Raw genomic sequence first — 25,440 nt, forward strand, 5'->3', positions numbered from 1 at the left:
GGTGGTGCGCAGCACTTCACCGATCAGGCCACGCTGGCTGTCGAGGAAACGGTTGAAGCCCCGGGCCAGGTCGCCCAGCTCATCCTGGCGCGAATCGTCAAGACGATGGCTGAGGTCACCCGCGCCACCGCCGATCTGCACCAGTGCCGCGGTGACCTGGCGAATCGGTCGCACCAAGCCACGGGCCAGCAGCACCACCAGCAACAACGACAGCAGTGCCACGCCACCGCCGATCAGGCAGGTCTGCCAGATGGCCTGACGCGCCTGGGCGTAGATCTCGGCCTCCGGCACTTCGGCCACCAGGGTCCAATTCAGGTCACGCAGAGGCAGGCCAAGGGCCAGGTAGTCTTCGCCATCGCGCTGGAAACGGCTGCTGCGCAAACCTTCGCCGCCAACCAGCACAGCCTTGGCCGCCTCGGCGTCCAACTGCTCGGCAAGTTGGCGCTTGCCACTGTATTGCTGGTCGGGATGGACCTGGATCAAGCCGTCATTGCGCACCAGGAACACTTTGCCGTGCTCGCCGAAGCTGAAGTCGTGGATCAGCTTCGACAGTTCGGTCATGCGCAGGCCCATGCCGGCCACGCCGACCAACTGGCCGTCCTTCTCGACCCGATAGTCGATGAACAGCGCCAACTCGCCGGTCGAGCCGTCGATATCGATGTTGATGAAACGCTCGGCGCCACTGTCGATGTAGCCGTAGAACCACGAGTCCTTGGGATTGGCGCGGCTGAGGGTGCGGTCCAGCCCCTTCTCGTTGTAGTAGTGGCCGCTGACGGTCGAGGCGAACAGGGTGGTGAAGGCATGGTTGCGCTGCTTGGCCGCGTCCAGGTACTCGATGAAACGCGGCAGCTCGGCCGGGGCTTCACCAGCGGCCAACCAGTCACGCAGGAGGGTGTTGCCGGCGATATCAGCCGCCGCCACCAGCGGCTGGCCGAGCATGCGCTCGATATCGTTGCGCATTGCCTCGACGCTGGCCGGCAGCGCGGTATCCACCAGGTAGCGTTCGGTGAGGCGGTTGAGCGCCATCGTGTAGATCGCCACCACCACCAGAATGCTCGCCAGCAGGGCGGCGCCCATGCTTGCGATCAGTTGCCACTGGATGCTCCGCCGCCAGATGCGCATGTTCCACTCCCCGATCATTATTGTTTTTCGGGAAGTGTATACACTTAAGTATCCAGTTATTCCAGTGATCTGCGACAGTACCAAACGACTGTGGGAGCGGGTTTACCCGCGAAGACGAGGGTGGCTTCACCGACGTCTTCGCGGGTAAACCCGCTCCCACAGGGGATGCTTGAGCGCTTTACTGGTCGCCGATGGTCCGGCTGATGGCATCGACGGTGGCGTCGATCTGCGCCTGGGTACGCTCGAGGGTGCGGTCGTGCTCACGCTGCAGTTCGATCTGCTTGGAGCACAGGTTCAGGGCGGCCAGCACCAGTAGCTTGTCGCCGATCAGGGTCGGGAACTGGCGCTTGGTCTCGGCCAGGGCGACATTGAGCATGCGCACGGCCTGGTTCAGGGTGTCTTCCTGGCCCGCGGGGGCCTTCAGCGAATAGTCGTTGCCGAGGATGGACACGACGTTGACCGGCTGCGCTTGCAGTCTCATGCGTTCACGACACCGGCGCTGGCGCGCTCGACCAGGGCCTGGATGCGTGCGGCGGTGGCGCCGTGCTTCTCTTCCTGCTCCATCAGCGACAACTGCAGGCTGTCGTTCTCTTCCTTGGCCTGGGCCAATTCCTGGCTGAGGCTGGCGTTGTGCTCGGCCAGTTGCGCGTTCTTGTGCATCAGGTCGCTGACCAGTTGCTCGAGTTGATTCAGGGAAGTTTCCAACATGCGTCTATCTCGGGTTGTTGCAAAGGGCGCACACGATAAGGAAAAACCTGCGCCCCCGCCATTAAATATCGGATTCAAAAGGTTTTTGCCTGGTTCAGGTTGACCCAGGATCAGCCCCCTTGTTCCGACCTGGATCAACCGCTGGTCAGGAAAATAGTTAGCTGCCTCACAATTTTTGCATTACGGACTCAAGACTTGCCGGTCACGACCGATAGGCAGGCAGGTCTTCTTCCGTCGCATGGATCGCGGCACCTCCTCTGCCTTGGGAACCGCCTCCATGTCCTTACGCAATATGAATATCGCGCCGCGCGCGTTGCTCGGGTTCGCCGTGATCGGTCTGCTGATGCTGGGTCTGGGCGTGTTCTCGCTGATCCAGATGGGCAACATCCGCCAGGCCGGCGTGACCATCGAAGAAGTCAGCGTGCCCAGCATCAAGACCCTCGATGAACTGACCGCACTCAACCTGCGCCTGCGCACCCTGTCCTACCGCCTGCTGCTCAACCGCGAGCCGGCCACCCAGCAGGACACCCTGCGCCTGCTGGACGAACGCAACGCGCAGATCGACAAGGCTCGCCGCACCTACGAGCCACTGGTGACCGCCGCCGATGAGAAAGCCGCCTTCGACCAGTATGGCGTGCTGCTCAACCAGTACCGACAGCTCGAAGCACGCATGCGCAGCCTGAGCCAAAGTGGCGATCTGGACGCGCTGCGCGACCTGCTCAACCGCGACCTGCTGGCCAACTCAGAGCAGATCAACAAGGTCATGGACACTTTGGTGCGCATCAACACCGACCAGACCAGCGCCACCAACGCCCAGGCCGCCGCCCAGTACAGCGGCGCCTTCGCCCTGGTGATCGGCCTGCTGCTGGCCGCCACGGTGCTGACCCTGCTGTTCGCCTTCCTGCTCACCCGCAGCATCGTCAAACCCATCGACGAGGCGCTGCAAGCCGCCGAACAGATCGCCGAGGGCGACCTGACTCACAACATCCACGCCGAAGGCACCGACGAGGCGGCGCGGCTGCTCAAGGCCATGGCCAAGATGCAGGACAAGCTGCGCGACACCCTGCAACTGATCGCCGGCTCCGCCACCCAGCTGGCCTCCGCCGCCGAAGAGCTGAACAGCGTCACCGACGAGAGCGCCCGTGGCCTGCAGCAGCAGAACAACGAGATCGAGCAGGCCGCCACCGCCGTCACCGAGATGACCAGCGCGGTCGAGGAAGTGGCGCGCAACGCGGTGAGCACCTCCGAGGCCTCCAGCGAAGCCAGCCGCTCGGCCGGCGATGGCCGTGACCTGGTGATGGAGACCGTCGGCGCCATCGAGCGCATGAGCGGCGATGTGCAGGCCACCGCCAAGCTGATCACCCACCTGGCCGAACAGTCCCGCGATATCGGCAAGGTACTGGATGTGATCCGTGGGCTGGCCGACCAGACCAACCTGCTGGCGCTCAACGCCGCCATCGAGGCCGCCCGCGCCGGCGAGGCCGGTCGTGGCTTCGCCGTGGTCGCCGACGAGGTGCGCGCCCTGGCCCACCGCACCCAGCAGTCCACCAGCGAGATCGAGCGAATGATCGGCAGCATCCAGGGCGGCACCGAGCAGGCCGTCGACTCGATGCGCACCAGCACCGAGCGCGCCGAGTCGACCCTGAACATCGCCCGCGGCGCCGGCCTGGCGCTGGACACCATCGCCGGCGCGGTGGCGCAGATCAACGAGCGCAACCTGGTGATCGCCAGCGCCGCCGAAGAGCAGGCCCAGGTGGCCCGCGAGGTGGACCGCAACCTGGTGAACATCAACGACCTGTCGGTGCAGAGCGCCACCGGGGCGCATCAGACCAGCGCGGCGAGTGCCGAGCTGTCGCGCCTGGCGGTGGATCTGAACAGCCTGGTAGCCCGCTTCCGTACCTGAAAAAGCTGGGGCCGCTTTACGGCCCTTTCGCGGCACAAGGCCGCTCCCACAGGTAAAGCGCAACCTACAATCTTGCGCTGTATCTGTGGGAGCGGCCTTGTGTCGCGATGGGCTGCGTAGCAGCCCCCTGCACGCTCAGATCAATACTCGATCCGCACATCCCCCTTCGGCACGCTGCAGCACGAAAGGATGTAGCCCTCGGCCTCATCTTCCTCGGTGATCCCGCCGTTGTGCTCCATCTCCACCTCGCCGCCGAGCTTGAGCACCTTGCAGGTGCCACAGATACCCATGCCGCACGCCTTGGGAATCATCAGCCCGACCTTGGCCGCCGCCGCATGCACGGTCTCGCCCGGGGCCACACGGATGCTCTTGTCGCTGCCGACGAACTCCACCAGGTTGAGGTCGGCCACATCCACTTCCGGCGCGTCGGCGGCCTGCTCGGCGTGCTCCACCGCATCGGCCTTGGCTTCCGGCGGCGTCGCGCCGAATGACTCCTCGTGGTAGTTCTTCATGTCGAAGCCGACCGCCTCGAGCATGCGCTTGACCGCGTTCATGTAGGGCGTCGGGCCGCAGCAGAAGATGATGCGCTCCAGGTAGTCCGGGGCGATCAGCTCCATCAGGCGCTGGTTCAGGTAGCCGCGATATCCCGCCCACGGTTCGCCCAGGCCATGCTTCTCGCAGACGATGTGCAGGCTGAAGTTGGGAATGCGCGAGGCCATCTGCTCCAGTTCGCGGTGGAAGATGATGTCCTTGGGCGAGCGGGCACTGTGCACGAACACCATGTCGACGTTGGCGTTGGTGTCGTAGAACCAGCGGGCCATGGACATCACCGGGGTGATACCGACGCCGCCCGACAGGTAGAGGGTCTTGGGCGCCGGAAAGTCGATGGCGTTGAACAGCCCCACCGGCCCATGCACCGGCAGCTCGGCGCCTTCGTGCATGGTGTCATGGAGGAAGTTGGACACCAGCCCGCCCGGCACGCGCTTGACGGTGATCGAGAAGCTGTAGGGCACCGACGGCGAGCTGGAGATGGTGTACGAGCGCATCACGGGCCGGCCTTCGATCTCAAGCTCCAGGGTGACGAACTGCCCGGGCTTGAAGAAGAACATGATCGGCTGGTCGGCCATGAAGCAGAAGGTGCGCACGTCCCAGGTCTCCTGGATGACCTTGACGCAGCGCACGATGTGGCGGCCATTGGCCCAGGTCTGGGTGGTGACCGGATTGAGGAAGGTATCGGACATGTTCATCTCCAGCAGCCGACGGTCGGCCTTTCTTATGGCTCCGATAATGCGCAAGCCGCAGGCCTTGTACATTCCCATCCGCGACATCGGCGTGCTTATCGCGACCAGCCCCGCGCTACGGGGGTTGGCGCGTCGGAATTCGAATCGGCCATGTCGCCCGTGGACATGGCCATTTCAGTGCCCGAACGCACACTCTCGGCAAAACAACACGCTGTTTGACCACCAGCAGCCTTGCGGCACAAAAACAACGATTAGCCACCTTTTGCCGGCCGCACGCGGCCCCGAGGAACCACACGATGGACGTCACCGCAACCCTGAGCCTGGGCGATCCACTGGAACCTGCACGCAAGGCCACCGCCGAGATGCTGCAGACCCGCGAGCGCACCTTCTCGCTGCCGCAACCGTTCTACAGCGACGAACGCCTGTTCCAGATCGACATGCAGGAGATCTTCCACAAGGAATGGCTGATCGCCGGCCTGGTCAGCGAGATCCCGGCCAAGGGCAACTACCTCACCCTGCAGATCGGCAAGAACCCGATCATCGTGGTGCGTGGCGCGGAAGGTAAGGTGCATGCCTTCCACAACGTCTGCCGCCATCGTGGCTCGCGCCTGTGCGTCAGCGAAAAGGGCAAGGTGGCCAAGCTGGTCTGCCCATACCACCAGTGGACCTACGAGCTCGACGGCCGCCTGCTGTTCGCCGGCACCGAGATGGGCGCCGACTTCGACATGAACCAGTACGGCCTGAAGCCTGTGCACGTGAAGGTCGCCGGTGGCTACATCTTCATCAGCCTGGCGCAGAACCCGCCGGCCATCGACGAATTCCTGGCGACCCTCGACCACTACATGGAACCGTACGACATGGAGAACACCAAGGTGGCGGTGCAGACCACCTTGATGGAAAAGGCCAACTGGAAGCTGGTGCTGGAGAACAACCGCGAGTGCTACCACTGCAACGGTTCGCACCCCGAGTTGCTCAAGACCCTGCTGGAATGGGACGACACCGAAGACCCCCGCGCCAGCCAGGAATTCAAGGACCACGTCGCCGCCTCGGCTGCTGCCTGGGAAGCCGAGAAGATCCCGTACCTGCACAAGAGCCATGGCCTGCGTAACCGCATCGTGCGCATGCCGCTGCTCAAGGGCACCGTGTCGATGACCATGGACGGCAAGGTGGCATGCAAAAAGCTGATGGGCCGTATCAAGAACCCTGACCTGGGCTCGATGCGCATCCTGCACCTGCCGCACTCGTGGAACCACTGCATGGGCGATCACATGATCGTGTTCACCGTATGGCCGATCAGCGCCCAGGAAACCATGGTCACCACCAAGTGGCTGGTGCACAAGGATGCGGTGGAAGGGGTGGATTACAACCCCGAGGACATGCGCAAGGTGTGGGACGCCACCAATGACCAGGACCGGCGGTTGGCGGAGGAGAACCAGCGGGGGATCAATTCGACGGCGTACCAACCAGGGCCATACTCGAAGACCTATGAGTTCGGCGTGGTGAATTTCATCGATTGGTACAGCCAGCGCATGCTCAACAACCTGGGGGCCGAGCCTGCGTCGTACCTCAAGGAAATCAAGGCGCAGTAACCCACTGCAAACGGACCTCCCTGCGAAGGTGCCAGCTTGCTGGCACCTTCGCAATTCGAGCACCCTCTGCACTCGAATCCCCACCTTCTGACACTCTCAAGGCAACTATCCACTCTGCAGTGCCTTCCGGCACTGTTCAAAAAACGACCAAACTAACGCAGGCCCTACCCTTAAAGGCACGCAGACAAGCACGAACATTTTATCCACAACTCGGCCAACAGCAATTGTGGAAACTCATCATGCAAACGCGCTGCTCGCCCCTGATCAATTTCTGATCAAATCTACGTAACTCAATGAATCCGCTGGCTCCAGCGTTATCCGAACACCTTGTCCACACCTTCGCCAACAGACTTTGTGGGCAAGCCAGTGCGTGCTTGAAAAATCACTGTGGATAACCCCACAACACCTTGAAAACACGAGTATGCAGGCGATATCGAAGTCATTTGATCATTTTTTGAGCTAGCGCCTTAAGGCCAATTAAATCGGGCCCTGCAGCAGAGGCCGAACATATTATCCACAGACCGGCCAACAGCAATTGTGGGTAATGTCGAAGATCCACCCGCACACCCAAATGAAAAAGCCACGGGCAGACCGTGGCTTCTCTTGTACAAAAATCGATCAATCTTATGCAGGCATTATGGATAAAGGCCTGCAGCATTGCACAAACACTTTATCCACAGAAGCCCCAACAGATTCTGGGTACAATGCCTCAGCGCAGCACGCCCTCCTCCACCAGCAACTTGAGAATGGCTTCGGCGCCTTCCTGCGGGGAAATATCCTTGAGCACCTTGCCGCCACCGCCGCTGGCCTTGGCCGTGGCGGCCTTCATGCGGTCGGCGCCGCTCTTGGCCTTGATCACCTTGAGCCGCTTGGGCCGTGGGCGGGCAGGTTGCAGGGCATCTTCGGCCAGCAGCGGATCTGCCACCACCTCTACATGGCGCGCCGCCAGCACGCCTCGGCGCGCCGGGCCGAACGCGCTCTGCCGAGGCTTGGGTGCGGCGTTATCCACAGTCGCCAACAGCGGCAGGCGCACCTTCAGGCGGCGGCGCTGGCCACGGGGCAATGCCTGTAGCACCTGGGCGGTGCCGTTATCGATGGACTCCACTTCAGCCAGCCCGACCACCAGCGGCCAGCCCAGCTTCTCGGCCAGCAGGAACGGCAACATGCCCGAGCCCTCGCCGGTTTCGGCCTGGCTGCCGGTCAGTACCAGCTGGGCACCCGCGTCGCGTAGATAGTCGCCAAGCACGCCCAGCACATCGGCGCCAGCGGGCTGTTCCAGCACATCCAGGTGATCCAGCCCCATGCCCAGGTAGGCACGTAGCGCCTCTTCACGAGGATCGCCAGCATGCACCACCTGCAAGTTATCCCCAGCCAGCTGCAAACCCAACTCGACGGCCCGCGCATCCTGCTCGGCTCGACGGGCGCGGCCGGAGCTGGGGTGGGCGCCGATCGAGACCAGGCTGATGACTTTCGTACTCATGCTCGCTGCCCCTATGCCGCGTCGCGCTGGCCACCGCTGCGGTAGTTATCCACAGCGTCGATCAATGCCTGGAGAATCGCCGAACTGTCGCCAATCACCGACAGGTCGGCCCGTTTGATCATGTCGCAACCCGGGTCCATGTTGATCGCCACCACCTTGTCGCAGGCGCCGATGCCCTGCAGGTGCTGGATGGCGCCGGAGATACCCACAGCCACGTAGACCCGCGCGGTGACCCAGGTGCCAGTGGCACCGACCTGGCGGTTGCGCGGCATGAAGCCGTCGTCCACCGCCACCCGCGACGCGCCCTCGGTGGCGCCCAGGGCTGCGGTGGCCCTGTGATACAGGTCCCAATCCTTGACACCGTTGCCACCGGAAACGATGAACTCGGCTTCGGCCATGGCGATGGCGGCTGGATCGACGGCCACCGAACCAAGATCCTCGATCCGCGACAGGCTACGGGCAACGCCTGTGGACAACTCCACCGGCAAGGCTTCGTGGCGGGTCTCGCTGACGGGTTCGGCGCACTCGGCGGCGGCCAGGATCAACCGTGGCAGCGAGCGCTGGATATCCTGCTGACCGGCGCCAGCACGACCGATGCACTGGCCATCCTTGACCTGCCACACCCGCGTCGCCGGGCGCTCGCCCAGGGCCGCGGCGAAGCGCCGGCCCAACTCGCCGCCACCGCTGCGACTGTCGGGCAGCAACCAGTGCCGCGGCGCGAACTGGTTATCCACAGCCCGTAGACCTTGCACCAGTTGCTCCGGTGCATAACCTTCGAAGGCCTCGCCCTCGATGACCAGCAGCCGATCGACGCCGGCTGTGGAAAAGTTATTTTCCTTGTGCTCGCCAAAAACGATGGCCAGCACCGCGCCGTCGCTGCCGGCCAGGCCATGGGCCAGTCCCAGCAAGTCGCGGTCGTGGCTGCCGAGGCGACCACCGACCATGTCCGGCACGACCGCGATGTAGAACGCCGGCTCCGCTACTTGATGCAGCGGCAGTTGCACCTCGGCGGTCGTCGAGCGCCGTCCGCCCACGGCGGTGCCCTGCTGGGCGCCGCTGCGGTCGATGCGCTTGAGGCCGGTGGGGCCGATGAAACCAGCAGCGATCGCATGCGGGTTCTTGCGGATCAGCCCATTGGGCCCCATCCAGCTCGTCTGTTGCGTCTGCATCGCCGCATGCAACGGGTGCAGGCGGTTACGGGCGATCCACTCAGCGCGTGGGTCGCGGCGGATGATGTCGCTCATCAATGCACCTCCGCAGGTTCACGTTTGCTCGCTTGCGACTTTGGGCTCGCAGGAGTTGCCTCTTCGATCAGCACATCGGCGACCAGCTCGGCCAGGTCCTTGATCTGCGGGCGCGGCTCGACCACGCCTTCGAGCATCGCCGTACATTGTGGACAACCCACGGCCACCAGCTCGGCCTCGGTCTCGCGGATATCGTCCATGCGCATGTCGGGAATCCGCTGCTTGCCAGGGATGTCGGTGATCGGCGCGCCGCCGCCGCCGCCGCAGCAGCGGGAACGGAAGCCTGAACGTTGCATTTCGCGCACCTCGATGCCCAGGGCCTTGAGCACTTCGCGCGGGGCTTCGTACTCGCCGTTGTAGCGGCCCAGGTAGCACGGGTCGTGGTAGGTGACGCTGCCGCCCTTGTGCTGGCCGAGGTTGAGCTTGTTCGCCGCGATCAGTTCGGCGATGTAGGTGCTGTGGTGCTGCACCTGGTAATCGCCGCCGAGGGCGCCGTATTCGTTCTTCAGCACATGGAAGCTGTGCGGATCGCAGGTGACGATGCGCTGGAACTGGTACTTGGCCAGGGTCTGGATATTGCGCTTGGCCAGTTGCTGGAAGGTCGCCTCGTCGCCCAGGCGCCGGGCCACGTCGCCACTGTCGCGCTCTTCCAGGCCGAGCACGGCAAAATCCACGCCCGAGGCCTTCAGCACTTTGACGAAGGCGCGCAGGGTGCGCTGGTTGCGCATGTCGAAAGCGCCGTCGCCAACCCAGAACAGCACTTCGGTACGCTTCACCTCGGACAGCAGGTCGAGGTTGAGGTCCGCCGCCCAGTTCATCCGCCCACCGGGGTTGAAGCCACCGGGGTTGTCGGTGGCGATCAGGTTGTCCAGCACCTCGGCGCCCTTGTTCGGGGTGGCGCCCTTTTCGAGGGTGAGGTGGCGGCGCATGTCGACGATGGCATCAACGTGCTCGATCATCATCGGGCACTCTTCGACGCAGGCACGGCAGGTGGTACACGACCACAGGGTTTCGGCGTCGACCAGACCATTGACGATCGGCTGGTGCGGATGGCCGCCATGCTCACCGAGCGGCTTGCCTGGGTATGGACTGCCAGCGAACTGCGCATCGGTGCCGCCCGCCAGGCCGATGACCATGTCCTGGATGAGTTTTTTCGGGTTCAGCGGCTGGCCGGCGGCGAACGCCGGGCACATCGCCTCGCACTTGCCGCACTGCACGCAGGCATCGAAGCCGAGCAGCTGGTTCCAGGTGAAGTCGACCGGCTTTGCCACGCCCAGCGGTGCATTGGGGTCTTCCAGGTCCAGCGGCTTGAGACCGGTGGAGCGGCCGCCGCCGAAGCGCTCGGCGCGGCGGTGCCAGGCCAGGTGCAGGGCGCCGGCGAAGGCATGCTTCATCGGGCCGCCCCAGGTCATGCCGAAGAACAGCTCGGACACGCCCCACAGCACACCGACGCCCAGCAAAGCCACCAGCACCCAGCCACCCGTGCCCTCCGGCAGGATGCCAGCGACTGGCAAGGTGGCGATGAAGAAGCTTGCCGCGAACATCAACAGACTCTTGGGCAGGCGCATCCACGGCCCCTTGGACAGGCGCGCGGGCGGGTTCAGTCGGCGTTTGAAGACAAAGATCGCGCCGGTGAACATGATCACCGTGGCCACCAGCAAGGCATAGCCAAGAATCTTGCTGTGCAGGCCGAAGCCATGCACCAGGATCGCCAGCACGGCCGACAACACGAAGCCGCCTGCGGTGGCGACGTGGGTCCTGGACATGTACTTGTCGCGCTCGACCACATGGTGCAGGTCCACCAGGTAGCGCCGTGGCATGGCCAGCAGGCCGCCGAGCAGGTTCACCGGGCTCGGTCGCCCACGCCGCCACATGCGCACCCGGCGCAGGGCGCCGAGCACCGCCAGGCCGAGGGCGGTGAACAGCAGGATGGGTAGAAGGGTGTTCAACATGGGAGGCTCCCACAACAGCTAGAATCCTGCGCCGCTCTCAAGGGCGGCATCGACCCCTGTAGGAGCGGCCTCGTGTCGCGAAAGGGTTGCGTAGCAGCCCCAGGGGCTCAGCGGTGATGCACAGATCCCGGGGTCGCTTCGCGACCCTTTCGCGACGCAAGGCCGCTCCTACAGGGGGCCAATCCCGCCTCTAGAGAGGCGGTGCGATCAGAAATCCTTGCACAACCGCAAGGCGTCGTAGATCGCCGCATGCACGTTGCGCTGGGCCACGCAGTCGCCGATGCGGTACAGCAGGTAGCCCTCGCCCGGCTGGCCGAGGATCGGCTGTGGCTTGATGGCGAACAACGCCTCCACATCGATCTGGCCCTTGTTGCGCGAACCGTCCTTGAGCGCGTAGTACAGCTGCTCATCCGGACGCACGCCGTTCTCGATCACCACCTGGTCGACCACCCGCTCCTCCTTGGCCCCGGTGTACTCGTTCTCGAGCACCGCCACCAGCTTGTCGCCCTCGCGGTAGACCTTCTCCAGCATCATGTCGCCGGTCATGATCACTTCCTTGGGGTACAGGCTGCGGTAGTAGGTCGGGAAAGTGGTGCCGCCCATGGCCACGCCCGGCTTGATGTCATCGGTGACGATTTCCACCTGGCTGCCCTTGTCGGCCAGGAAATCCGCCGTGGACATGCCGGTGAATTCACAGATGGTGTCGTACACCAGCGCGTTCTTGCCCGGCGCGACCTTGCCGTCGAGCACGTCCCAGCTGCTGACCACCAGCCCTTCGGCGGCGCCCCAGTGCTCGTTCTGCTCGACGAACGGATGACCGCCCACCGCCAGCACGATGATGTCCGGCCGCAGGTCCTGGATGGTGTCCACGTCGGCGGCGGTGCCCAGGCGCAGGTCGACCTTCAGGCGGGCGAACTCCAGCTGGTACCAGCGGGTGATGCCGGCGATCTGGTCACGCTGCGGCGCCTTGGCGGCGATGGTGATCTGCCCGCCGATCTGGTCCTTCTTCTCGAACACGGTGACGTCGTGGCCGCGTTCGGCGGCGACACGGGCCGCCTCCATGCCGGCAGGGCCGGCACCGACCACCACCACCTTGCGCTTCGGCCCGGTGGATTTCTCGATGATGTGCGGCACGCCCATGTATTCACGGGAGGTGGCGGCGTTCTGGATGCACAGTACATCCAGGCCCTGGTACTGGCGGTCGATGCAGTAGTTGGCACCGACGCACTGCTTGATCTGGTCGACCTGGCCCATCTTGATCTTGGCGATCAGGTGCGGGTCGGCGATGTGCGCGCGGGTCATGCCGACCATGTCGACGTAGCCGCCTTCCAGAATCCGTGTGGCCTGGTTCGGGTCCTTGATGTTCTGCGCGTGCAGCACCGGGACCTTGACCACTTCCTTGATGCCGGCCGCCAGGTGCAGGAATGGCTCCGGCGGGTAGCTCATGTTGGGGATGACGTTGGCCAGGGTGTTGTGGGTGTCGCAGCCCGAGCCGACCACGCCGATGAAATCGAGCATGCCGGTGGCGTCGTAGTAGGCGGCGATCTGCTTCATGTCCTCGTGGCTCAGGCCATCGGGGTGGAACTCGTCACCGCAGATACGCATGCCCACGCAGAAGTCGTCGCCGACCTCCTTGCGCACGGCCTTGAGCACCTCCAGGCCGAACTTCATGCGGCCTTCGAAGGTACCGCCCCATTCGTCGGTGCGCTTGTTGACCCGCGGGCTCCAGAACTGGTCGATCATGTGCTGGTGCACGGCCGACAGCTCGACGCCGTCCAGGCCACCTTCCTTGGCCCGGCGCGCGGCCTGGGCGTAGTTGCCGATCACCCGCCAGATCTCCTCCACCTCGATGGTCTTGCAGGTGGCGCGGTGCACCGGTTCGCGAATGCCCGACGGCGACATCAGGGTCGGCCAGTTGAAGCCGTCCCAGCGCGAGCGACGGCCCATGTGGGTAATCTGGATCATGATCTTGGCGCCATGCTTGTGCATGGCGTCGGCGAGGTTCTGGAAGTGCGGGATGATGCGGTCGGTGGACAGGTTGACCGACGACCACCACTCCTGTGGGCTGTCGATGGCCACCACCGACGAGCCGCCGCAGATGGCCAGGCCGATGCCGCCCTTGGCCTTCTCTTCGTAGTACTTCACATAGCGGTCGGTGGTCATGCCGCCGTCGGTGGCGTAGACCTCGGCGTGCGCGGTGCTGAGCACGCGGTTGCGGATGGTCAGCTTGCCGATCTGAATCGGCTGGAACATTGCTTCGAAGGCCATGACGCTATCTCCGGCTTACAACGGCTTTGTAACGAACAGGCCATCTTCGTGGCCTTCTTCCGACCCGCCGTAGACCTGTTCGGCCACGGTGCGGATCGAGCTGCCGCGGGCAGCGAGAATCTGGTCCATGGCCCCGGCGAACCAGCCGGTGAACATGTAGTCGACCTTGCGGCCGCACTTGCCATACACGTACACGAATGCCGAGTGCTTGAGCTTGACGCTGCAGGTGCCTTTATCGAGGTCGATGTCCTGGATCTCGAACAGGCCCCAGCCGCGCTGGGACAGGCGCTTCATGTAGTGCTCGAACACCGCCACGCCTTCCAGGCCATGGCATTCGGCCTCCTTCTCGCACCAGTGCCAGGCGGACTTGTAGCCAGCCTTGTAGAGGATCTCGGCGTAGGCGTCGGCACCCAGCACTTCCTCGATGCCGATGTGGTTGTTGACGAAGAAATGCCGTGGCACGTAGAGCATCGGCAGGGCGTCGCTGGTCCAGACACCGGTCTCGCTGTCGACTTCGATTGGCAATTGCGGGGCGATCTTGGCCATGGAAACTAAACTCCATAAAATTTTTTGTTTGGATGCCCCGGCGTTGCTGGCAGGGGCTTTCAGGCTTGGAGAGCGGCTTACTCGCCCCAGACGTCTTTCAAGACGTTGACCCAGTTTTCGCCCATGATCTTGCGGACCACGCGCTCGGAATGGCCGCGCTTGAGCAGGGTCTCGGTGAGGTTGGGGAATTCGCCGACAGTGCGAATTCCCAGCGGGTTTATGATCTTGCCGAAGTTGGTCAGACGGCGGGCGTAGCCCTTGTCGTGGGTCAGGTACTCGAAGAAGTCCTGGCCGTGGCCCTGGGTGAAGTCGGTACCGATACCGATGGCGTCTTCGCCAACGATGTTCATGGTGTACTCGATGGCCTCGGCGTAGTCGTCGATGGTCGAGTCGATGCCCTTGGCCAGGAACGGCGCGAACATGGTCACGCCGACGAAGCCGCCATGGTCGGCGATGAACTTCAGCTCTGCGTCGGACTTGTTGCGCGGGTGTTCTTTAAGGCCCGAGGGCAGGCAGTGGGAGTAGCAGACCGGCTTCTTCGACTCGAGGATGACCTCTTCGGAGGTCTTGGAGCCGACGTGGGACAGGTCGCACATGATGCCGACGCGGTTCATCTCGGCGACGATCTCGCGACCGAAGCCCGACAGGCCGCCGTCACGCTCGTAGCAACCGGTGCCCACCAGGTTCTGGGTGTTGTAGCACATCTGCACGATGCCCACGCCGAGCTGCTTGAATACGTCGACGTAGGCGATCTGGTCCTCGAACGCATGAGCGTTCTGGAAGCCGAAGAGGATGCCGGTCTTGCCCAGTTCCTTGGCCTTGCGGATATCGGCGGTGGTGCGCACCGGCATCACCAGGTCGCTGTTCTCGCGGATCAGCTTCTGGCTGGCGGCGATGTTGTCGACGGTGGCCTTGAAGCCCTCCCACACCGAGACCGTGCAGTTGGCCGCGGTCAGCCCGCCCTTGCGCATGTCCTCGAACAGCTCGCGGTTCCATTTGGCAATGATCAGGCCGTCGATGACGATGCTGTCGGCGTGAAGTTCGGCTGGGCTCATCAGGCTGTCCCCTTTTATTGAAGTCTGCATGCGCCAAACCTTGTGCCGGCGCTTTGGGGCCAGCATATGCCTGCCGCCCGCGGCGCCCCGATGCAAAAACGACAGGGGGTTTGCCGAAAGCGTCAACGGCCGACAGGGCACGCTCTGGCACGGCCCTCGGCAATGAGAGCGAGTCTCGACAAGGGCCTTTGATGAACTTTTCGTCAGGGAGCTATCGCCCGAACCTGCGCTGAGCGAGAATCCAGCGATTCGTCAGCCTGTTCAGGAGAAAACGGATGAAATCAATGGCATGGCTGGCCCTGCTGGCCGTCGCTTGCGGCGCCCACGCCGCCGAGGAAGAAAGCACGCCCTGCGACAACGTCGAAAACGACCAGCAAGGCTATGCCTGCGCCGCCTACAACAAGCAGACCGCCGAGCGCGAGCTGAAGGCGGCCTATGACGACCTGATCCAGCGCATCCGCGACCAGTATGCCGACGAAAGCGACAAGGCCACGGCGCTTAGCGGCAAGATGGAGGCCGCCGAGAAGCTGTGGACGCAGCTGCGCGATGCCGACTGCAAGGTCGAGACCTGGGCCGAGAAGCCGGGCAGCAAGGCGTTCGAGGCGGCCTGGAACACCTGCGTCGCGCAACGCAGCGACGAGCGCTCGGAGTACCTGCAGTCGATCGGTCAGCAGTGACCGCCAACCGAGCCGGCGCCTTTGCGCGCAGGCTCGGTCACCTGCGTGCCGGATGCAGCTCGAGCACATGGGCCTGGTCGAAGTAGCCGTCCATGCTGACCTCTTGCACCACCAGCTGCTGCGCCGGCCAGTCGAAGGTCAGCCGCAGGTAGGTACCGGCATTCAGCGCACCGCTCTTGAAGTTGGGCACGCTGGCGAAACCGTAGTGATACCTCCCGACGTTCCAATGGGTGTGCCCAGAGAACACCGCCAGCACGCCATACGCCTCCAGCAATGCCGGAAACTCTTGATAGCGCATCCATTCGTCGCTCCAGTCCTCACTGGCGTGCATGTTGACGATGACCACCTCCTCGTTACGCACAGCTTCCTCCAGCTGCCCTTGCAGCCAGTCGACGGAGTGGGTAATCGAGAAGTAACGCTTGGGCCTCAGCGTGAACCCGCCGCCCGTGCTCCACTGGCGTTGGTAGGTGGGTTCGTGATTCAGCTGGATGATGCGCACACGCCCGACCGTCACAGAGTAGGAAAGCGAACCTTGGTGGGTGTCATTCTCGAAGCTGTAGTCGAAGGCATTCACCGGCTCGATATCCTGGACCCAGGCAATGTGGTCGCACACGGCATCCCGGGCGCAGCCATTGTTGGCGCAGTCGTCGACATTGTTCTGGTAGTCGTGGTTGCCCAGTCCGGGCAGCATCAACGGCCCTCCCACACCGCCGGCCATCTTGCGCAGCATGCTCTGCATCGCCGCTCGCTCGTTACCATGGCCGAACTCGGTGATATCGCCGTTGATCACCACCGGCACATGGTAGGGCTCGTCGCGCTCGCGGGCGATCGCCTTGTAGACAGGCGCGGTCCGGTACCAGCCAGCCGAGTCGATATCCTCCTCGTACTCGTTCATGCGCTGACGCATGTAGCGGAACGCCTGGGGATCGGAGGCGATGATCATTTTCTGTCGGCCGTCGGGATAGTCGACCAGCTCATTCCAGCCGGGCTGGTAGTAGTCCTGGAAGCGGTCAGTGGTCGTGCTTTCACAGCCCGCCACGGCCGCGTCGACGCGCCAGGGGGCAGAAGCCAGGACAACCCCCAGAGCCAGTGCGAGGCCGGCGAATCGGGTGGTCTGGTGGGTAGGAAACATAATGGCAATCCTTGCTGGGTCAGTGGATTGCTCACGCTATAGAACCCTTCGTCCGACAAGCATCGGGAAAAAGCTCCCGCTACGGCGACACACCTAGCGCCAGGCGCGCGGGCGTCTGGCGGTCCTCGCGGGGGCAGCAGGCAAACCGTGCCCGATAGCACCGAGTGAAATACGACGCCGACTCGAACCCGCAGGCAACCCCGACTTCCAGCACGCTCATGTCGGTCTGGCGCAGCAGCTGGCGGGCCTTGTCCAGGCGCAGGCGCAGGTAGAAGCCGCTGGGCGTGTCGTCCAGGTGCAGGCGAAACAACCGCTCAAGTTGCCGTCGGGTGACCTGCACCGCCTCGGCCAGCACCTGGGTATTGAGCGGCAGCTCGGTATTGCGCTCCATCTCGCCGATCACCTTTACCAGCTTCTTGTTGCGCAGCCCGTAGCGGGTGGCTATCTGCATGCGCTGGTGGTCCTGGCGCGGGCGGATGCGCCCGAGCACGAACTGCTCGGACACCTGCACCGCCAGCTCGCTGCCATGGGCCTGGGCGATCAGGTCGAGCATCAGGTCGATGGACGCGGTGCCGCCGGCGCAGGTGATGCGCCGGCGGTCGATCTCGAACAGCTCCTGGATCGCCTGCAAGCGTGGGTAGCGCTCCTTGAACGCATCCAGCGCTTCCCAGTGCAGGGTGGCCCGATGGCCATCGAGCAGGCCCGCCTCGGCCAGCACCATGGCGCCCGTGTCGATGCCGCCCAGCATCACGCCTTCATGGTCGAGGCGGCGTAGCGCCTGTTGCAACGCCGGGCCATAGCAGAGCAGCGGATCGAAACCGGCGACCACCAGCAGCAGGTGTCCTTCCTCGGCCTGTCCCAGCGCACCGTCGGCATTCACCGACATGCCATTGCTGGCCTGCACCGCGCCACCGTCCAGGCTCAGCACGCGCCAGCGGTAGAGCGGGCCGCGGAAGCGGTTGGCCACCCGCAGCGGCTCGATGGCACTGATGAAGCCCATGGCCGAGAACCCCGGCAACAACAGGAAGAGGATGGTTTGCGGCATCGCATGCTCCACGGTGAAGGTGGTCGCCTCCGTGCAATTGTTGGTCGCCAGGGTGCGATTTTCCACCCCGCTGGCAGCGTAGCTTGTCCACACGGCCCGCAGAGGCCGGACCCATAACAATATGCACTGCCGATGGAGAGCCACCATGCAACGCTTTATCCGCCGCAGCCTGTTGTCCCTCGCACTCAGCACCACCCTCGCCACTCCGTTGTTCGCCGCCGAACCCGCCGTCTGCAAGGATGTGCGCCTGGGCGTGGTCAACTGGACCGATGTCATCGCCACCAGCGCCATGGCCCAGGTGCTGCTCGACGGCCTCGGTTACCGGACCAAGCAGACCAGCGCCTCGCAGCAGATCATCTTCGCCGGCATTCGCGACAAGCGCCTGGACATGTTCCTGGGGTACTGGAACCCGATCATGACCCAGACCATCACTCCGTTCGTCCAGGCCAACCAGGTGAAGGTGCTCGACAAGCCCAGCCTGGAGGATGCCCGCGCCACCCTGGCGGTACCGACGTACCTGGCCGACAAGGGCCTGAAGACGTTCGCCGACATCCACAAGTTCCAGAAGGAGCTCGGCGGCAAGATCTACGGCATCGAGCCGGGCTCGGGTGCCAACACCCAGATCAAGGCGATGATCACCAAGAACCAGTTCGACCTTGGCAAGTTCCAGCTGGTGGAGTCCAGCGAGGCCGGCATGCTCGCCGCGGTCGACCGCGCGGTGCGGCGCAAGGAGGCGGTGGTGTTCTTCGGCTGGGCGCCGCACCCGATGAACGTGAACATCGACATGGTTTATCTGGGCGACAGCCAGGGCGCCCTCGGCCCCGACGAGGGCCGCGCCACGGTGTGGACGGTGACCGCGCCGGACTATGCCGAACGCTGCCCCAACGCCCATCGTCTGCTGGCCAACCTCAGCTTCAGCGCCGAGGACGAGAGCCGGATGATGCAGCCGCTGCTCGACCACAAGGACGCGCTGGAATCGGCGCGGCAGTGGCTCAAGGACCACCCCGAGGACAAGGCCCGCTGGCTCGAGGGGGTGACCACCTTCGACGGCAAGCCGGCCGCGGACAACCTCAAGCTCACCGCCAACTGACAGACCCTCATCGCCTACTCGCGCACCGACAGGTCAACCCGGTCGGTGTAGGAGCGGCCTTGTGTCGCGAAAGGGGTGCGAAGCGCCCCCAGGATTCATGCATCAGGCATATGTTGATGGGGCCGCTTTGCGGCCCTATCGCGACACAAGGCCGCTCCTACAGAGATCCGGCCCATAGTCACAAAAAGGAATCCACCATGAACCACGACGTCATCATCACCTGCGCCCTCACCGGCGCCGGCGACACGGTCGCCAAGAGCCACCTGGTCCCGGTGACCCCGCAACAGATCGCCGAATCTGCCGTCGAAGCCGCCAAAGCCGGCGCCACCGTGGTCCACTGCCATGTCCGCGACCCGCAAACCGGCCGTTTCAGCCGCGACGTGGCGCTGTACCGTGAAGTCATGGAGCGCATCCGCGAGGCCGACGTGGACATCATCGTCAACCTCACCGCCGGCATGGGCGGCGACCTGGAGATCGGCCCGGGCGAATCACCCATGGAATTCGGCCCGGGCACCGACCTGATCGGCCCGCTGGAGCGCCTGGCCCACGTCGAGGCGCTGCTGCCGGAGATCTGCACCCTCGACTGCGGCACCCTCAACTTCGGCGACGGCAACGCCATCTACGTCTCCACCCCGGCCCAGCTGCGCGCAGGCGCCAAGCGCATCACCGAGCTGGGGGTGAAGGCCGAGCTGGAGATCTTCGATACCGGCCACCTGTGGTTCGCCAAGCAGATGATCAAGGAAGGCCTGCTGGACGACCCGCTGTTCCAGCTGTGCCTGGGCATTCCCTGGGGCGCGCCGGCCGACACCACCACCATGAAGGCCATGGTCGACAACCTGCCGGCCAATGTCACCTGGGCCGGTTTCGGCATCGGCCGCATGCAGATGCCGATGGCCGCCCAGGCGGTGCTGCTCGGCGGCAACGTGCGGGTCGGGCTGGAAGACAACCTGTACCTGGACCGCGGCGTGCTGGCCAGCAACGGCCAGCTGGTCGAGCGGGCGGCCGAGATCATCACCCGCATGGGCGCCCGCGTGCTCACCCCGGCCGAGGGCCGGGAAAAGATGAACCTCAAGCGCCGCTGAAACACGCTTGCACACCTTTGCTGTGGGAGCGGGTTTACCCGCGAATCGGACGACGCTGTGGATGGCACCGGCTATGCCGGTGTTCGCGGGTGAACCCGCTCCCACAGGGTGCGTCACCACGTCATGAAATTTACCAGTAGGAGCTCGATATGCCGTTCATCACCGACATCAAGACCTTCGCCGCCCTGGGTAGTGGCGTCATCGGTAGTGGCTGGGTCGCCCGCGCCCTGGCCCATGGCCTGGACGTGGTGGCCTGGGACCCGGCGCCGGGTGCCGAGGTTGCGCTGCGCAAGCGCATCGCCAACGCCTGGCCGGCCCTGGAAAAGCAGGGCCTGGCCCCTGGTGCCGCCCAGGACCGCCTGAGATTCGTGGCCACCATCGAAGAATGCGTGCGCGACGCCGACTTCATCCAGGAAAGCGCCCCCGAGCGCCTGGACCTGAAGCTCGACCTGCATGCCAGGATCAGCGCCGCCGCGAAGCCGAATGCGATCATCGGCTCCAGCACCTCGGGCCTGCTGCCCAGCGAGTTCTACGAGTCGGCGACTCACCCCGAGCGCTGCGTGGTCGGCCACCCGTTCAACCCGGTATACCTGCTGCCGCTGGTGGAGATCGTCGGCGGCCGAAACACCAGCCCCGAGGCCATCGAGGCAGCGAAAAGCATCTACACCGCGCTAGGCATGCGCCCACTGCACGTGCGCAAGGAAGTCCCCGGCTTCATCGCCGACCGCCTGCTCGAAGCGCTCTGGCGCGAAGCTCTGCACCTGGTCAATGACGGCGTCGCCAGCACCGGCGAGATCGACGACGCGATTCGCTTCGGCGCCGGTCTGCGCTGGTCGTTCATGGGCACCTTCCTCACCTATACACTGGCCGGTGGCGACGCTGGCATGCGCCACTTCATGGCCCAGTTCGGCCCGGCGCTGAAGCTGCCCTGGACCTACCTGCCGGCGCCGGAGCTGACCGAAAAGCTGATAGACGATGTGGTGGAAGGTACCTCGGTGCAGCTGGGCGAACGCAGCATCGCCGCGCTGGAGCGTTATCGTGACGACACCTTGCTGGCAGTGCTGGAAGCGGTGAAATCCAGCAAAGCCCAGCACGGCATGGCTTTTGGCGATTGAGGAGAAAACGATGCCCGCCCTGATCACCTACCGTACCCGGGTGTTGCCGGAATGGGTCGACTACAACGGCCACCTGCGCGATGCCTATTACTTGCTGATCTTCAGCTACGCCACCGATGCGCTGATGGAGCGCATCGGTCTGGATGCCGACGCACGAGGCCAGAGCGGGCACTCGCTGTTCACCTTGGAGGCGCACATCAACTACCTGCACGAGGTGAAACTCGATACCGAGGTGTGGGTACAGACGCAGATCATCGGCTTCGACGGCAAGCGCCTGCACCTGTACCACAGCCTGCACCGGGAGGGGTTTGACGAGGCGTTGGCGGCCAGTGAGCAGATGCTGCTGCATGTGGACCTGGCGGGGCCGAAGTCGGCGCCGTTTGGCGAGCACAGTGTTGCGCTGCTGCAGGGCCTGATGGATGAGCAGCGTGATCTGCAGGCTCCACAGTTTGTCGGGCGTGTGCTGGGGTTACCTGTTGGCTGACAGATCCTGGGGGGCTGTTGCGCAGCCCCACCGCTCAAAAAAAAACAACCCCGGAAAGCCGTGAGCATCCGGGGCCAAGAGCGAGCAACATCCACTGTGCATGACGTGAGGGTGACCAAACCCTCGGTGCCGTGAATGACTTAAGTGTGCGACCTTCCAGTACGCTCGATTTAGCCGTAAACGACCTGTTCTTAGCCAAAGCGGCCATCGCGACAATCCGCCCTTGCCGCCCTGGCGCGCCGGACACAGAATCGATGGCAAACAACAGCGGCGAAGGACATTAGTCATGATGCATGCGGACTTGATCGACCAGGACGACCTGCTGGGCCAGCTGCGCTCGCGGGGTTTCGACATTCCGGCCGGCGCCAGCGCCGAGCAGGCGTGCGAGGTGGTGATACGCGGACTGACCGAGCCCAATGCGCGGGCCCTGAAGGGCATGGTCGAGCAGATGTACACCGGCAGCGCGACCATCCTCCCGGCCGTGCGCCAGGCCATCGACAAGCAGTTGCTGCCGGCCTTGGCGCAGTTCAACAAACGCGCCTGAAGCATTGACTGGCCCGGTGTAGGAGCGGCCTTGCGTCGCGAAAGGGCTGCGCAGCAGTCCCAGGATCTTAGCGTTGATGCCTAGATTGCTGGGGCTGCTTTGCAGCCCTTTCGCGACGCAAGGCCGCTCCTACAAGGGCCAGTTTTCAGCTACAGGCGCACACTGGCAAACGTCGACTCGTTGCGCGCCTGGCTCAGCGCCGCCAGTGGCCCGCTGTGCGGTGACAGGGCCATGGCCTGCGGGATCGGCATCATCGCCACCTGCTGGGTGGTGTTCGAGCCCACGCGCTCGTCACGCGGCGGAATGCCGAAGTATTCGCGGTAGCACTTGGAGAAGTGCGGCGTGGAGACGAACCCGCACACCGACGCCACCTCGATGATCGACATCGGTGTCTGCTTGAGCAGCTGCCGGGCACGGATCAGGCGCAGCTTGAGGTAGTAGCGCGACGGCGAGCAGTGCAGGTACTTCTGGAACAGGCGCTCGAGCTGGCGCCGCGACACCGACACGTAGACCGCCAGCTCGTCCAGGTCGATCGGCTCTTCGAGGTTGGCCTCCATCAGCGCGACGATTTCCTGCAGCTTCGGCTGGTTGGTGCCGAGCATGTGCTTGAGCGGCACGCGCTGGTGGTCCTGCTCGTTGCGAATGCGCTCGTAGACGAACATCTCGGAGATCGCCGCCGACAGCTCGCGGCCATGATCGCGGCTGATCAGGTGCAGCATCATGTCCAGCGGCGCGGTACCGCCGGAGCTGGTGAAACGGTTGCGGTCGAGGGTGAACAGCCGGGTGCTCATGTTCACCCGTGGGTAGGCTTCCTGCATCGCCGCCAGGCATTCCCAGTGCACGCTGCAATCGAAACCGTCGAGCAAGCCGGCGCAGGCCAGCGCCCAGCTGCCGGTGCATACCGCGCCAAGGCGGCGCGACTGGCGGGCCTGGGCCTGCAGCCAGGTGACATGCTCGCGGGTAACGGTACGCTGGATGCCGACGCCGCCGCAGACGATCACGGTGTCGATGGGCGGGGCGTTGTGCATCGCCGCATCGGGGGTGATCTGCAGGCCGTCGCTGGCCCAGACCTGGCCGCCATCGACCGTCAGCGTGTGCCAGCGATACAGCTCGCGGCCGGACAGCTGGTTGGCCATGCGCAGCGGCTCGACCGCCGACGCCAGGGAAATGAGGGTGAAGTTGTCCAGCAGGAGAAAGCCGATGGACTGGGGTGCTGTGCGGTTCTGGGTTGGGTTCCCGGAGGTGTACGACGTCATCGCGATTTCTCCTCACACAATGCAGGGTGTGCCTCAGGCGAGCACTGTTGTTGTAATGGCCCCGTTTCGTATGCAGGGGCTTTGCCAATCTCAACGCAAATGGCATGCCTGAAATTGAACGCTCATCCAATAAAACCCAAAAACGACGTCGGCATGCGCCTTCCAGCGGTCCGGGCAATGAGCGTGAGGTCAAACGCAAACAGGCGCGCCAGCGCCCCTGCGCGTCACCGCTGAGCAATTCGGTAGCACTTGTGGGAAGGTTGCCCAGATGCGACAGACTTGAGTGTCACCGACAACGACCCTGCTGGTAACGACAGGCGACGGTCGGTAGATGACAACCGGTGCGCCAGAATGTGGCGCATCGGTCAGGCGCGGGCCAGAACGGCGCATCAGCACTCGATGACGCTGACCGCCAGGCCGCCGCGCGAGGTTTCCTTGTACTTGTCGTGCATGTCGGCCCCGGTGTCACGCATGGTGCGGATCACCTGGTCGAGGGAAATGAAGTGCTCGCCGTCGCCCCGCAGAGCCATCTGCACGGCATTGATGGCCTTCACCGCGGCGATGGCGTTGCGCTCGATGCACGGCACCTGGACCAGGCCGCCGACCGGGTCGCAGGTCAGCCCGAGGTTGTGCTCCAGGGCGATCTCGGCGGCGTTCTCCAACTGCGCCGGCGTGGCGCCGAGCACTTCGGCCAGCCCTGCGGCGGCCATGGCGCAGGCCGAACCGACCTCGCCCTGGCAACCGACCTCGGCGCCGGAGATGGACGCGTTCTTCTTGCACAGGATGCCCACCGCCGCCGCGCCGAGGAAGAAGTCCACCACGTTGGATTCATCCACCACATCGGAGAAACGCATGTAGTAGTGCAGCACCGCCGGAATGATCCCCGCCGCGCCGTTGGTGGGCGCGGTGACCATGCGCCCACCGGCGGCGTTCTCTTCGTTGACCGCCAGGGCATAGAGGTTCACCCACTCCATGGCGCTCATGGTCGAGCCGATCACGTTGGGCTTGCCCAGTTCCTGCAGGCTGCGGTGCAGGCGGGCGGCGCGACGGCGCACGTTGAGCCCGCCGGGCAAGGTGCCCTCATGCTTGAGGCCGTTGTTCACGCACTCCTGCATCGCCTGCCAGAGCTTGAGCAGGCCGGCGCGGATCTCTTCTTCATCGCGCCAGACTTTCTCGTTGGCCAGCATCAATTGCGACACGCTCAGGTCGTTTTGCTTGCACAACTGCAACAGTTCGGCGGCGCTGTTGAAGTCATAGGGCAGCACGGTCTGGTCGGCGTCCAGCACACCACTGGCGGCCTGGGCGGCATCGACCACGAAGCCGCCGCCCACCGAATAGTAGGTATCGCGGTGCAGCTCGCCACCCTCGCCTTCGGCGATCAGGGTCATGGCGTTGGGGTGATAGGGCAGGTTCTCGTCCAGCAGCAGCATGTCGCGAGCCCAGACGAATTCGATGGGCAAGCGACCGTCGAGCTTGAGCACGTTGGTTTCGCGCAGGTCGGCGATGCGCGGGGTGATCTGGTTCGGGTCGATGGCGTCGGGCCATTCGCCCATCAGGCCCATGATCGTGGCGTTGTCGGTGCCATGGCCGACACCGGTGGCCGACAGCGAGCCATACAGGCGTACTACGATGCGCCGCACCCGCTCCAGTTCGCCGCGCTCGCGCAGGCCCTGGACGAACAGCGCGCCGGCACGCATGGGGCCGACGGTATGGGAACTGGAGGGCCCGACACCGATCTTGAACAGGTCGAACACGCTGATGGCCATTGTCGAATCACCTCTTGATGGGCTTGTCTCGCCGCGTCGAACGCCGCCTTGCGCAACTGCTAGGCTGAACCTTCGAGCCGCCTTGGAATGCTCGCATCATCGGGCTTTTGCCCACCCCCTCGCCGTCTGCAACCGACGTAC

At 64.3% G+C, this 25,440-nt stretch carries 21 protein-coding genes and 1 pseudogene; 8 read left to right on the plus strand and 14 right to left on the minus strand.

From position 1 onward, the window contains the following. Positions 1 to 48: 48 nt before the first annotated feature. From ACYUME_RS24680 to ACYUME_RS24690, 3 genes and pseudogenes are all read right to left on the minus strand, one after another. A pseudogene (locus tag ACYUME_RS24680) lies at positions 49 to 1,140 on the minus strand (HAMP domain-containing protein); the annotation flags it as partial. A 160-nt stretch (positions 1,141 to 1,300) separates the two neighbouring features. After that, positions 1,301 to 1,603, minus strand: a complete 303-nt coding sequence (locus ACYUME_RS24685) for a cell division protein ZapA (RefSeq protein ID WP_279911653.1) — start codon at positions 1,601 to 1,603, stop codon at positions 1,301 to 1,303. Further along, a complete protein-coding gene (locus tag ACYUME_RS24690) occupies positions 1,600 to 1,830 on the minus strand; it encodes a hypothetical protein (RefSeq protein WP_279888828.1) in 231 nt (76 codons plus the stop codon). The genes ACYUME_RS24685 and ACYUME_RS24690 overlap by 4 nt, the downstream gene beginning before the upstream one ends. A 277-nt stretch (positions 1,831 to 2,107) precedes the next feature. Here ACYUME_RS24690 and ACYUME_RS24695 point away from each other — a divergent pair, with 277 nt between their 5' ends. Further along, positions 2,108 to 3,733, plus strand: coding sequence for a methyl-accepting chemotaxis protein (locus ACYUME_RS24695; protein ID WP_460417352.1), 1,626 nt, complete (start codon positions 2,108 to 2,110; stop codon positions 3,731 to 3,733). 140 nt (positions 3,734 to 3,873) lie between these two features. On the opposite strand, the gene gbcB is transcribed toward ACYUME_RS24695, so the two are convergent. Next, positions 3,874 to 4,974, minus strand: coding sequence for a glycine-betaine demethylase subunit GbcB (gene gbcB, locus ACYUME_RS24700; RefSeq protein WP_460417353.1), 1,101 nt, complete (start codon positions 4,972 to 4,974; stop codon positions 3,874 to 3,876). Positions 4,975 to 5,270: 296 nt separating this feature from the next. Between gbcB and gbcA the strand changes: the two genes are divergently transcribed. Then, positions 5,271 to 6,563: a glycine-betaine demethylase subunit GbcA gene (gene gbcA, locus ACYUME_RS24705; protein WP_460417355.1), complete on the plus strand. Its 1,293-nt coding sequence runs from the start codon at positions 5,271 to 5,273 to the stop codon at positions 6,561 to 6,563. A gap of 709 nt (positions 6,564 to 7,272) precedes the next feature. Here the strand turns inward: gbcA and etfB are convergent. From etfB to ACYUME_RS24735, 6 genes are all read right to left on the minus strand, one after another. Further along, positions 7,273 to 8,043, minus strand: coding sequence for an electron transfer flavoprotein subunit beta (gene etfB / locus ACYUME_RS24710; protein WP_460417357.1), 771 nt, complete (start codon positions 8,041 to 8,043; stop codon positions 7,273 to 7,275). Between the two features lie 11 nt (positions 8,044 to 8,054). Beyond that, positions 8,055 to 9,287, minus strand: a complete 1,233-nt coding sequence (etfA, locus tag ACYUME_RS24715; protein ID WP_460417359.1) for an electron transfer flavoprotein subunit alpha — start codon at positions 9,285 to 9,287, stop codon at positions 8,055 to 8,057. Then, on the minus strand, positions 9,287 to 11,239 hold the full coding sequence (gene dgcB / locus ACYUME_RS24720; protein WP_460417360.1) for a dimethylglycine demethylation protein DgcB: 1,953 nt from the start codon (positions 11,237 to 11,239) through the stop codon (positions 9,287 to 9,289). Before dgcB ends, etfA begins: the two co-directional genes overlap by 1 nt. A 207-nt stretch (positions 11,240 to 11,446) precedes the next feature. Then, positions 11,447 to 13,507, minus strand: coding sequence for a dimethylglycine demethylation protein DgcA (dgcA, locus tag ACYUME_RS24725; protein ID WP_460417362.1), 2,061 nt, complete (start codon positions 13,505 to 13,507; stop codon positions 11,447 to 11,449). 15 nt (positions 13,508 to 13,522) lie between these two features. Next, positions 13,523 to 14,053 carry a DUF5943 domain-containing protein gene (locus ACYUME_RS24730; RefSeq protein ID WP_054891724.1) on the minus strand — a complete coding sequence of 177 codons (531 nt, stop codon included), beginning with the start codon at positions 14,051 to 14,053 and terminating at the stop codon, positions 13,523 to 13,525. Between the two features lie 77 nt (positions 14,054 to 14,130). Further along, positions 14,131 to 15,108 carry a dipeptidase gene (locus ACYUME_RS24735; RefSeq protein ID WP_186712608.1) on the minus strand — a complete coding sequence of 326 codons (978 nt, stop codon included), beginning with the start codon at positions 15,106 to 15,108 and terminating at the stop codon, positions 14,131 to 14,133. A gap of 275 nt (positions 15,109 to 15,383) precedes the next feature. On the opposite strand from ACYUME_RS24735, the gene ACYUME_RS24740 reads away from it, so the two are divergent. Then, entirely contained in the window at positions 15,384 to 15,785 is a 402-nt protein-coding gene (locus ACYUME_RS24740) for a lysozyme inhibitor LprI family protein (protein WP_279886392.1), read from the plus strand. Between the two features lie 37 nt (positions 15,786 to 15,822). Here the strand turns inward: ACYUME_RS24740 and ACYUME_RS24745 are convergent, their stop codons facing one another. Next, positions 15,823 to 16,917, minus strand: coding sequence for a metallophosphoesterase family protein (locus tag ACYUME_RS24745; RefSeq protein WP_460417365.1), 1,095 nt, complete (start codon positions 16,915 to 16,917; stop codon positions 15,823 to 15,825). A gap of 79 nt (positions 16,918 to 16,996) precedes the next feature. Continuing rightward, positions 16,997 to 17,962, minus strand: coding sequence for a GlxA family transcriptional regulator (locus tag ACYUME_RS24750; RefSeq protein ID WP_279886395.1), 966 nt, complete (start codon positions 17,960 to 17,962; stop codon positions 16,997 to 16,999). A 145-nt stretch (positions 17,963 to 18,107) separates the two neighbouring features. Here ACYUME_RS24750 and choX point away from each other — a divergent pair, with 145 nt between their 5' ends. The 5 genes from choX (at position 18,108) to ACYUME_RS24775 (ending at position 22,277) form a co-directional block, all read left to right on the plus strand. Then, positions 18,108 to 19,052: a choline ABC transporter substrate-binding protein gene (choX, locus tag ACYUME_RS24755; protein WP_460417367.1), complete on the plus strand. Its 945-nt coding sequence runs from the start codon at positions 18,108 to 18,110 to the stop codon at positions 19,050 to 19,052. A 197-nt stretch (positions 19,053 to 19,249) separates the two neighbouring features. Beyond that, positions 19,250 to 20,134 carry a beta-keto acid cleavage family enzyme gene (locus tag ACYUME_RS24760; RefSeq protein ID WP_460417369.1) on the plus strand — a complete coding sequence of 295 codons (885 nt, stop codon included), beginning with the start codon at positions 19,250 to 19,252 and terminating at the stop codon, positions 20,132 to 20,134. 149 nt (positions 20,135 to 20,283) lie between these two features. Continuing rightward, positions 20,284 to 21,249: an L-carnitine dehydrogenase gene (locus ACYUME_RS24765; protein ID WP_460417371.1), complete on the plus strand. Its 966-nt coding sequence runs from the start codon at positions 20,284 to 20,286 to the stop codon at positions 21,247 to 21,249. Positions 21,250 to 21,259: 10 nt separating this feature from the next. Beyond that, positions 21,260 to 21,733, plus strand: coding sequence for a thioesterase family protein (locus ACYUME_RS24770; protein ID WP_279886404.1), 474 nt, complete (start codon positions 21,260 to 21,262; stop codon positions 21,731 to 21,733). Positions 21,734 to 22,019: 286 nt separating this feature from the next. Then, a complete protein-coding gene (locus tag ACYUME_RS24775; RefSeq protein WP_028688456.1) occupies positions 22,020 to 22,277 on the plus strand; it encodes a hypothetical protein in 258 nt (85 codons plus the stop codon). A 149-nt stretch (positions 22,278 to 22,426) separates the two neighbouring features. Here the strand turns inward: ACYUME_RS24775 and gbdR are convergent, their stop codons facing one another. After that, positions 22,427 to 23,533: a choline metabolism transcriptional regulator GbdR gene (gbdR, locus tag ACYUME_RS24780; RefSeq protein ID WP_279886406.1), complete on the minus strand. Its 1,107-nt coding sequence runs from the start codon at positions 23,531 to 23,533 to the stop codon at positions 22,427 to 22,429. A 389-nt stretch (positions 23,534 to 23,922) separates the two neighbouring features. Further along, entirely contained in the window at positions 23,923 to 25,299 is a 1,377-nt protein-coding gene (locus ACYUME_RS24785; protein WP_460417372.1) for an L-serine ammonia-lyase, read from the minus strand. Between the last annotated feature and the right edge of the window lie 141 nt (positions 25,300 to 25,440).

It is taken from the genome of Pseudomonas sp. microsymbiont 2 (assembly GCF_054788395.1).

Coding starts and splice junctions, on each gene's coding strand:
- ACYUME_RS24685 (WP_279911653.1), bottom strand. CDS start 1,603: ATGAGACTGCAAGCGCAGCCGGTCAACGTCGTGTCCATCCTCGGCAAC.
- ACYUME_RS24690 (WP_279888828.1), bottom strand. CDS start 1,830: ATGTTGGAAACTTCCCTGAATCAACTCGAGCAACTGGTCAGCGACCTG.
- ACYUME_RS24695 (WP_460417352.1), top strand. CDS start 2,108: ATGTCCTTACGCAATATGAATATCGCGCCGCGCGCGTTGCTCGGGTTC.
- gbcB (WP_460417353.1), bottom strand. CDS start 4,974: ATGTCCGATACCTTCCTCAATCCGGTCACCACCCAGACCTGGGCCAAT.
- gbcA (WP_460417355.1), top strand. CDS start 5,271: ATGGACGTCACCGCAACCCTGAGCCTGGGCGATCCACTGGAACCTGCA.
- etfB (WP_460417357.1), bottom strand. CDS start 8,043: ATGAGTACGAAAGTCATCAGCCTGGTCTCGATCGGCGCCCACCCCAGC.
- etfA (WP_460417359.1), bottom strand. CDS start 9,287: ATGAGCGACATCATCCGCCGCGACCCACGCGCTGAGTGGATCGCCCGT.
- dgcB (WP_460417360.1), bottom strand. CDS start 11,239: ATGTTGAACACCCTTCTACCCATCCTGCTGTTCACCGCCCTCGGCCTG.
- dgcA (WP_460417362.1), bottom strand. CDS start 13,507: ATGGCCTTCGAAGCAATGTTCCAGCCGATTCAGATCGGCAAGCTGACC.
- ACYUME_RS24730 (WP_054891724.1), bottom strand. CDS start 14,053: ATGGCCAAGATCGCCCCGCAATTGCCAATCGAAGTCGACAGCGAGACC.
- ACYUME_RS24735 (WP_186712608.1), bottom strand. CDS start 15,108: ATGAGCCCAGCCGAACTTCACGCCGACAGCATCGTCATCGACGGCCTG.
- ACYUME_RS24740 (WP_279886392.1), top strand. CDS start 15,384: ATGAAATCAATGGCATGGCTGGCCCTGCTGGCCGTCGCTTGCGGCGCC.
- ACYUME_RS24745 (WP_460417365.1), bottom strand. CDS start 16,917: ATGTTTCCTACCCACCAGACCACCCGATTCGCCGGCCTCGCACTGGCT.
- ACYUME_RS24750 (WP_279886395.1), bottom strand. CDS start 17,962: ATGCCGCAAACCATCCTCTTCCTGTTGTTGCCGGGGTTCTCGGCCATG.
- choX (WP_460417367.1), top strand. CDS start 18,108: ATGCAACGCTTTATCCGCCGCAGCCTGTTGTCCCTCGCACTCAGCACC.
- ACYUME_RS24760 (WP_460417369.1), top strand. CDS start 19,250: ATGAACCACGACGTCATCATCACCTGCGCCCTCACCGGCGCCGGCGAC.
- ACYUME_RS24765 (WP_460417371.1), top strand. CDS start 20,284: ATGCCGTTCATCACCGACATCAAGACCTTCGCCGCCCTGGGTAGTGGC.
- ACYUME_RS24770 (WP_279886404.1), top strand. CDS start 21,260: ATGCCCGCCCTGATCACCTACCGTACCCGGGTGTTGCCGGAATGGGTC.
- ACYUME_RS24775 (WP_028688456.1), top strand. CDS start 22,020: ATGATGCATGCGGACTTGATCGACCAGGACGACCTGCTGGGCCAGCTG.
- gbdR (WP_279886406.1), bottom strand. CDS start 23,533: ATGACGTCGTACACCTCCGGGAACCCAACCCAGAACCGCACAGCACCC.
- ACYUME_RS24785 (WP_460417372.1), bottom strand. CDS start 25,299: ATGGCCATCAGCGTGTTCGACCTGTTCAAGATCGGTGTCGGGCCCTCC.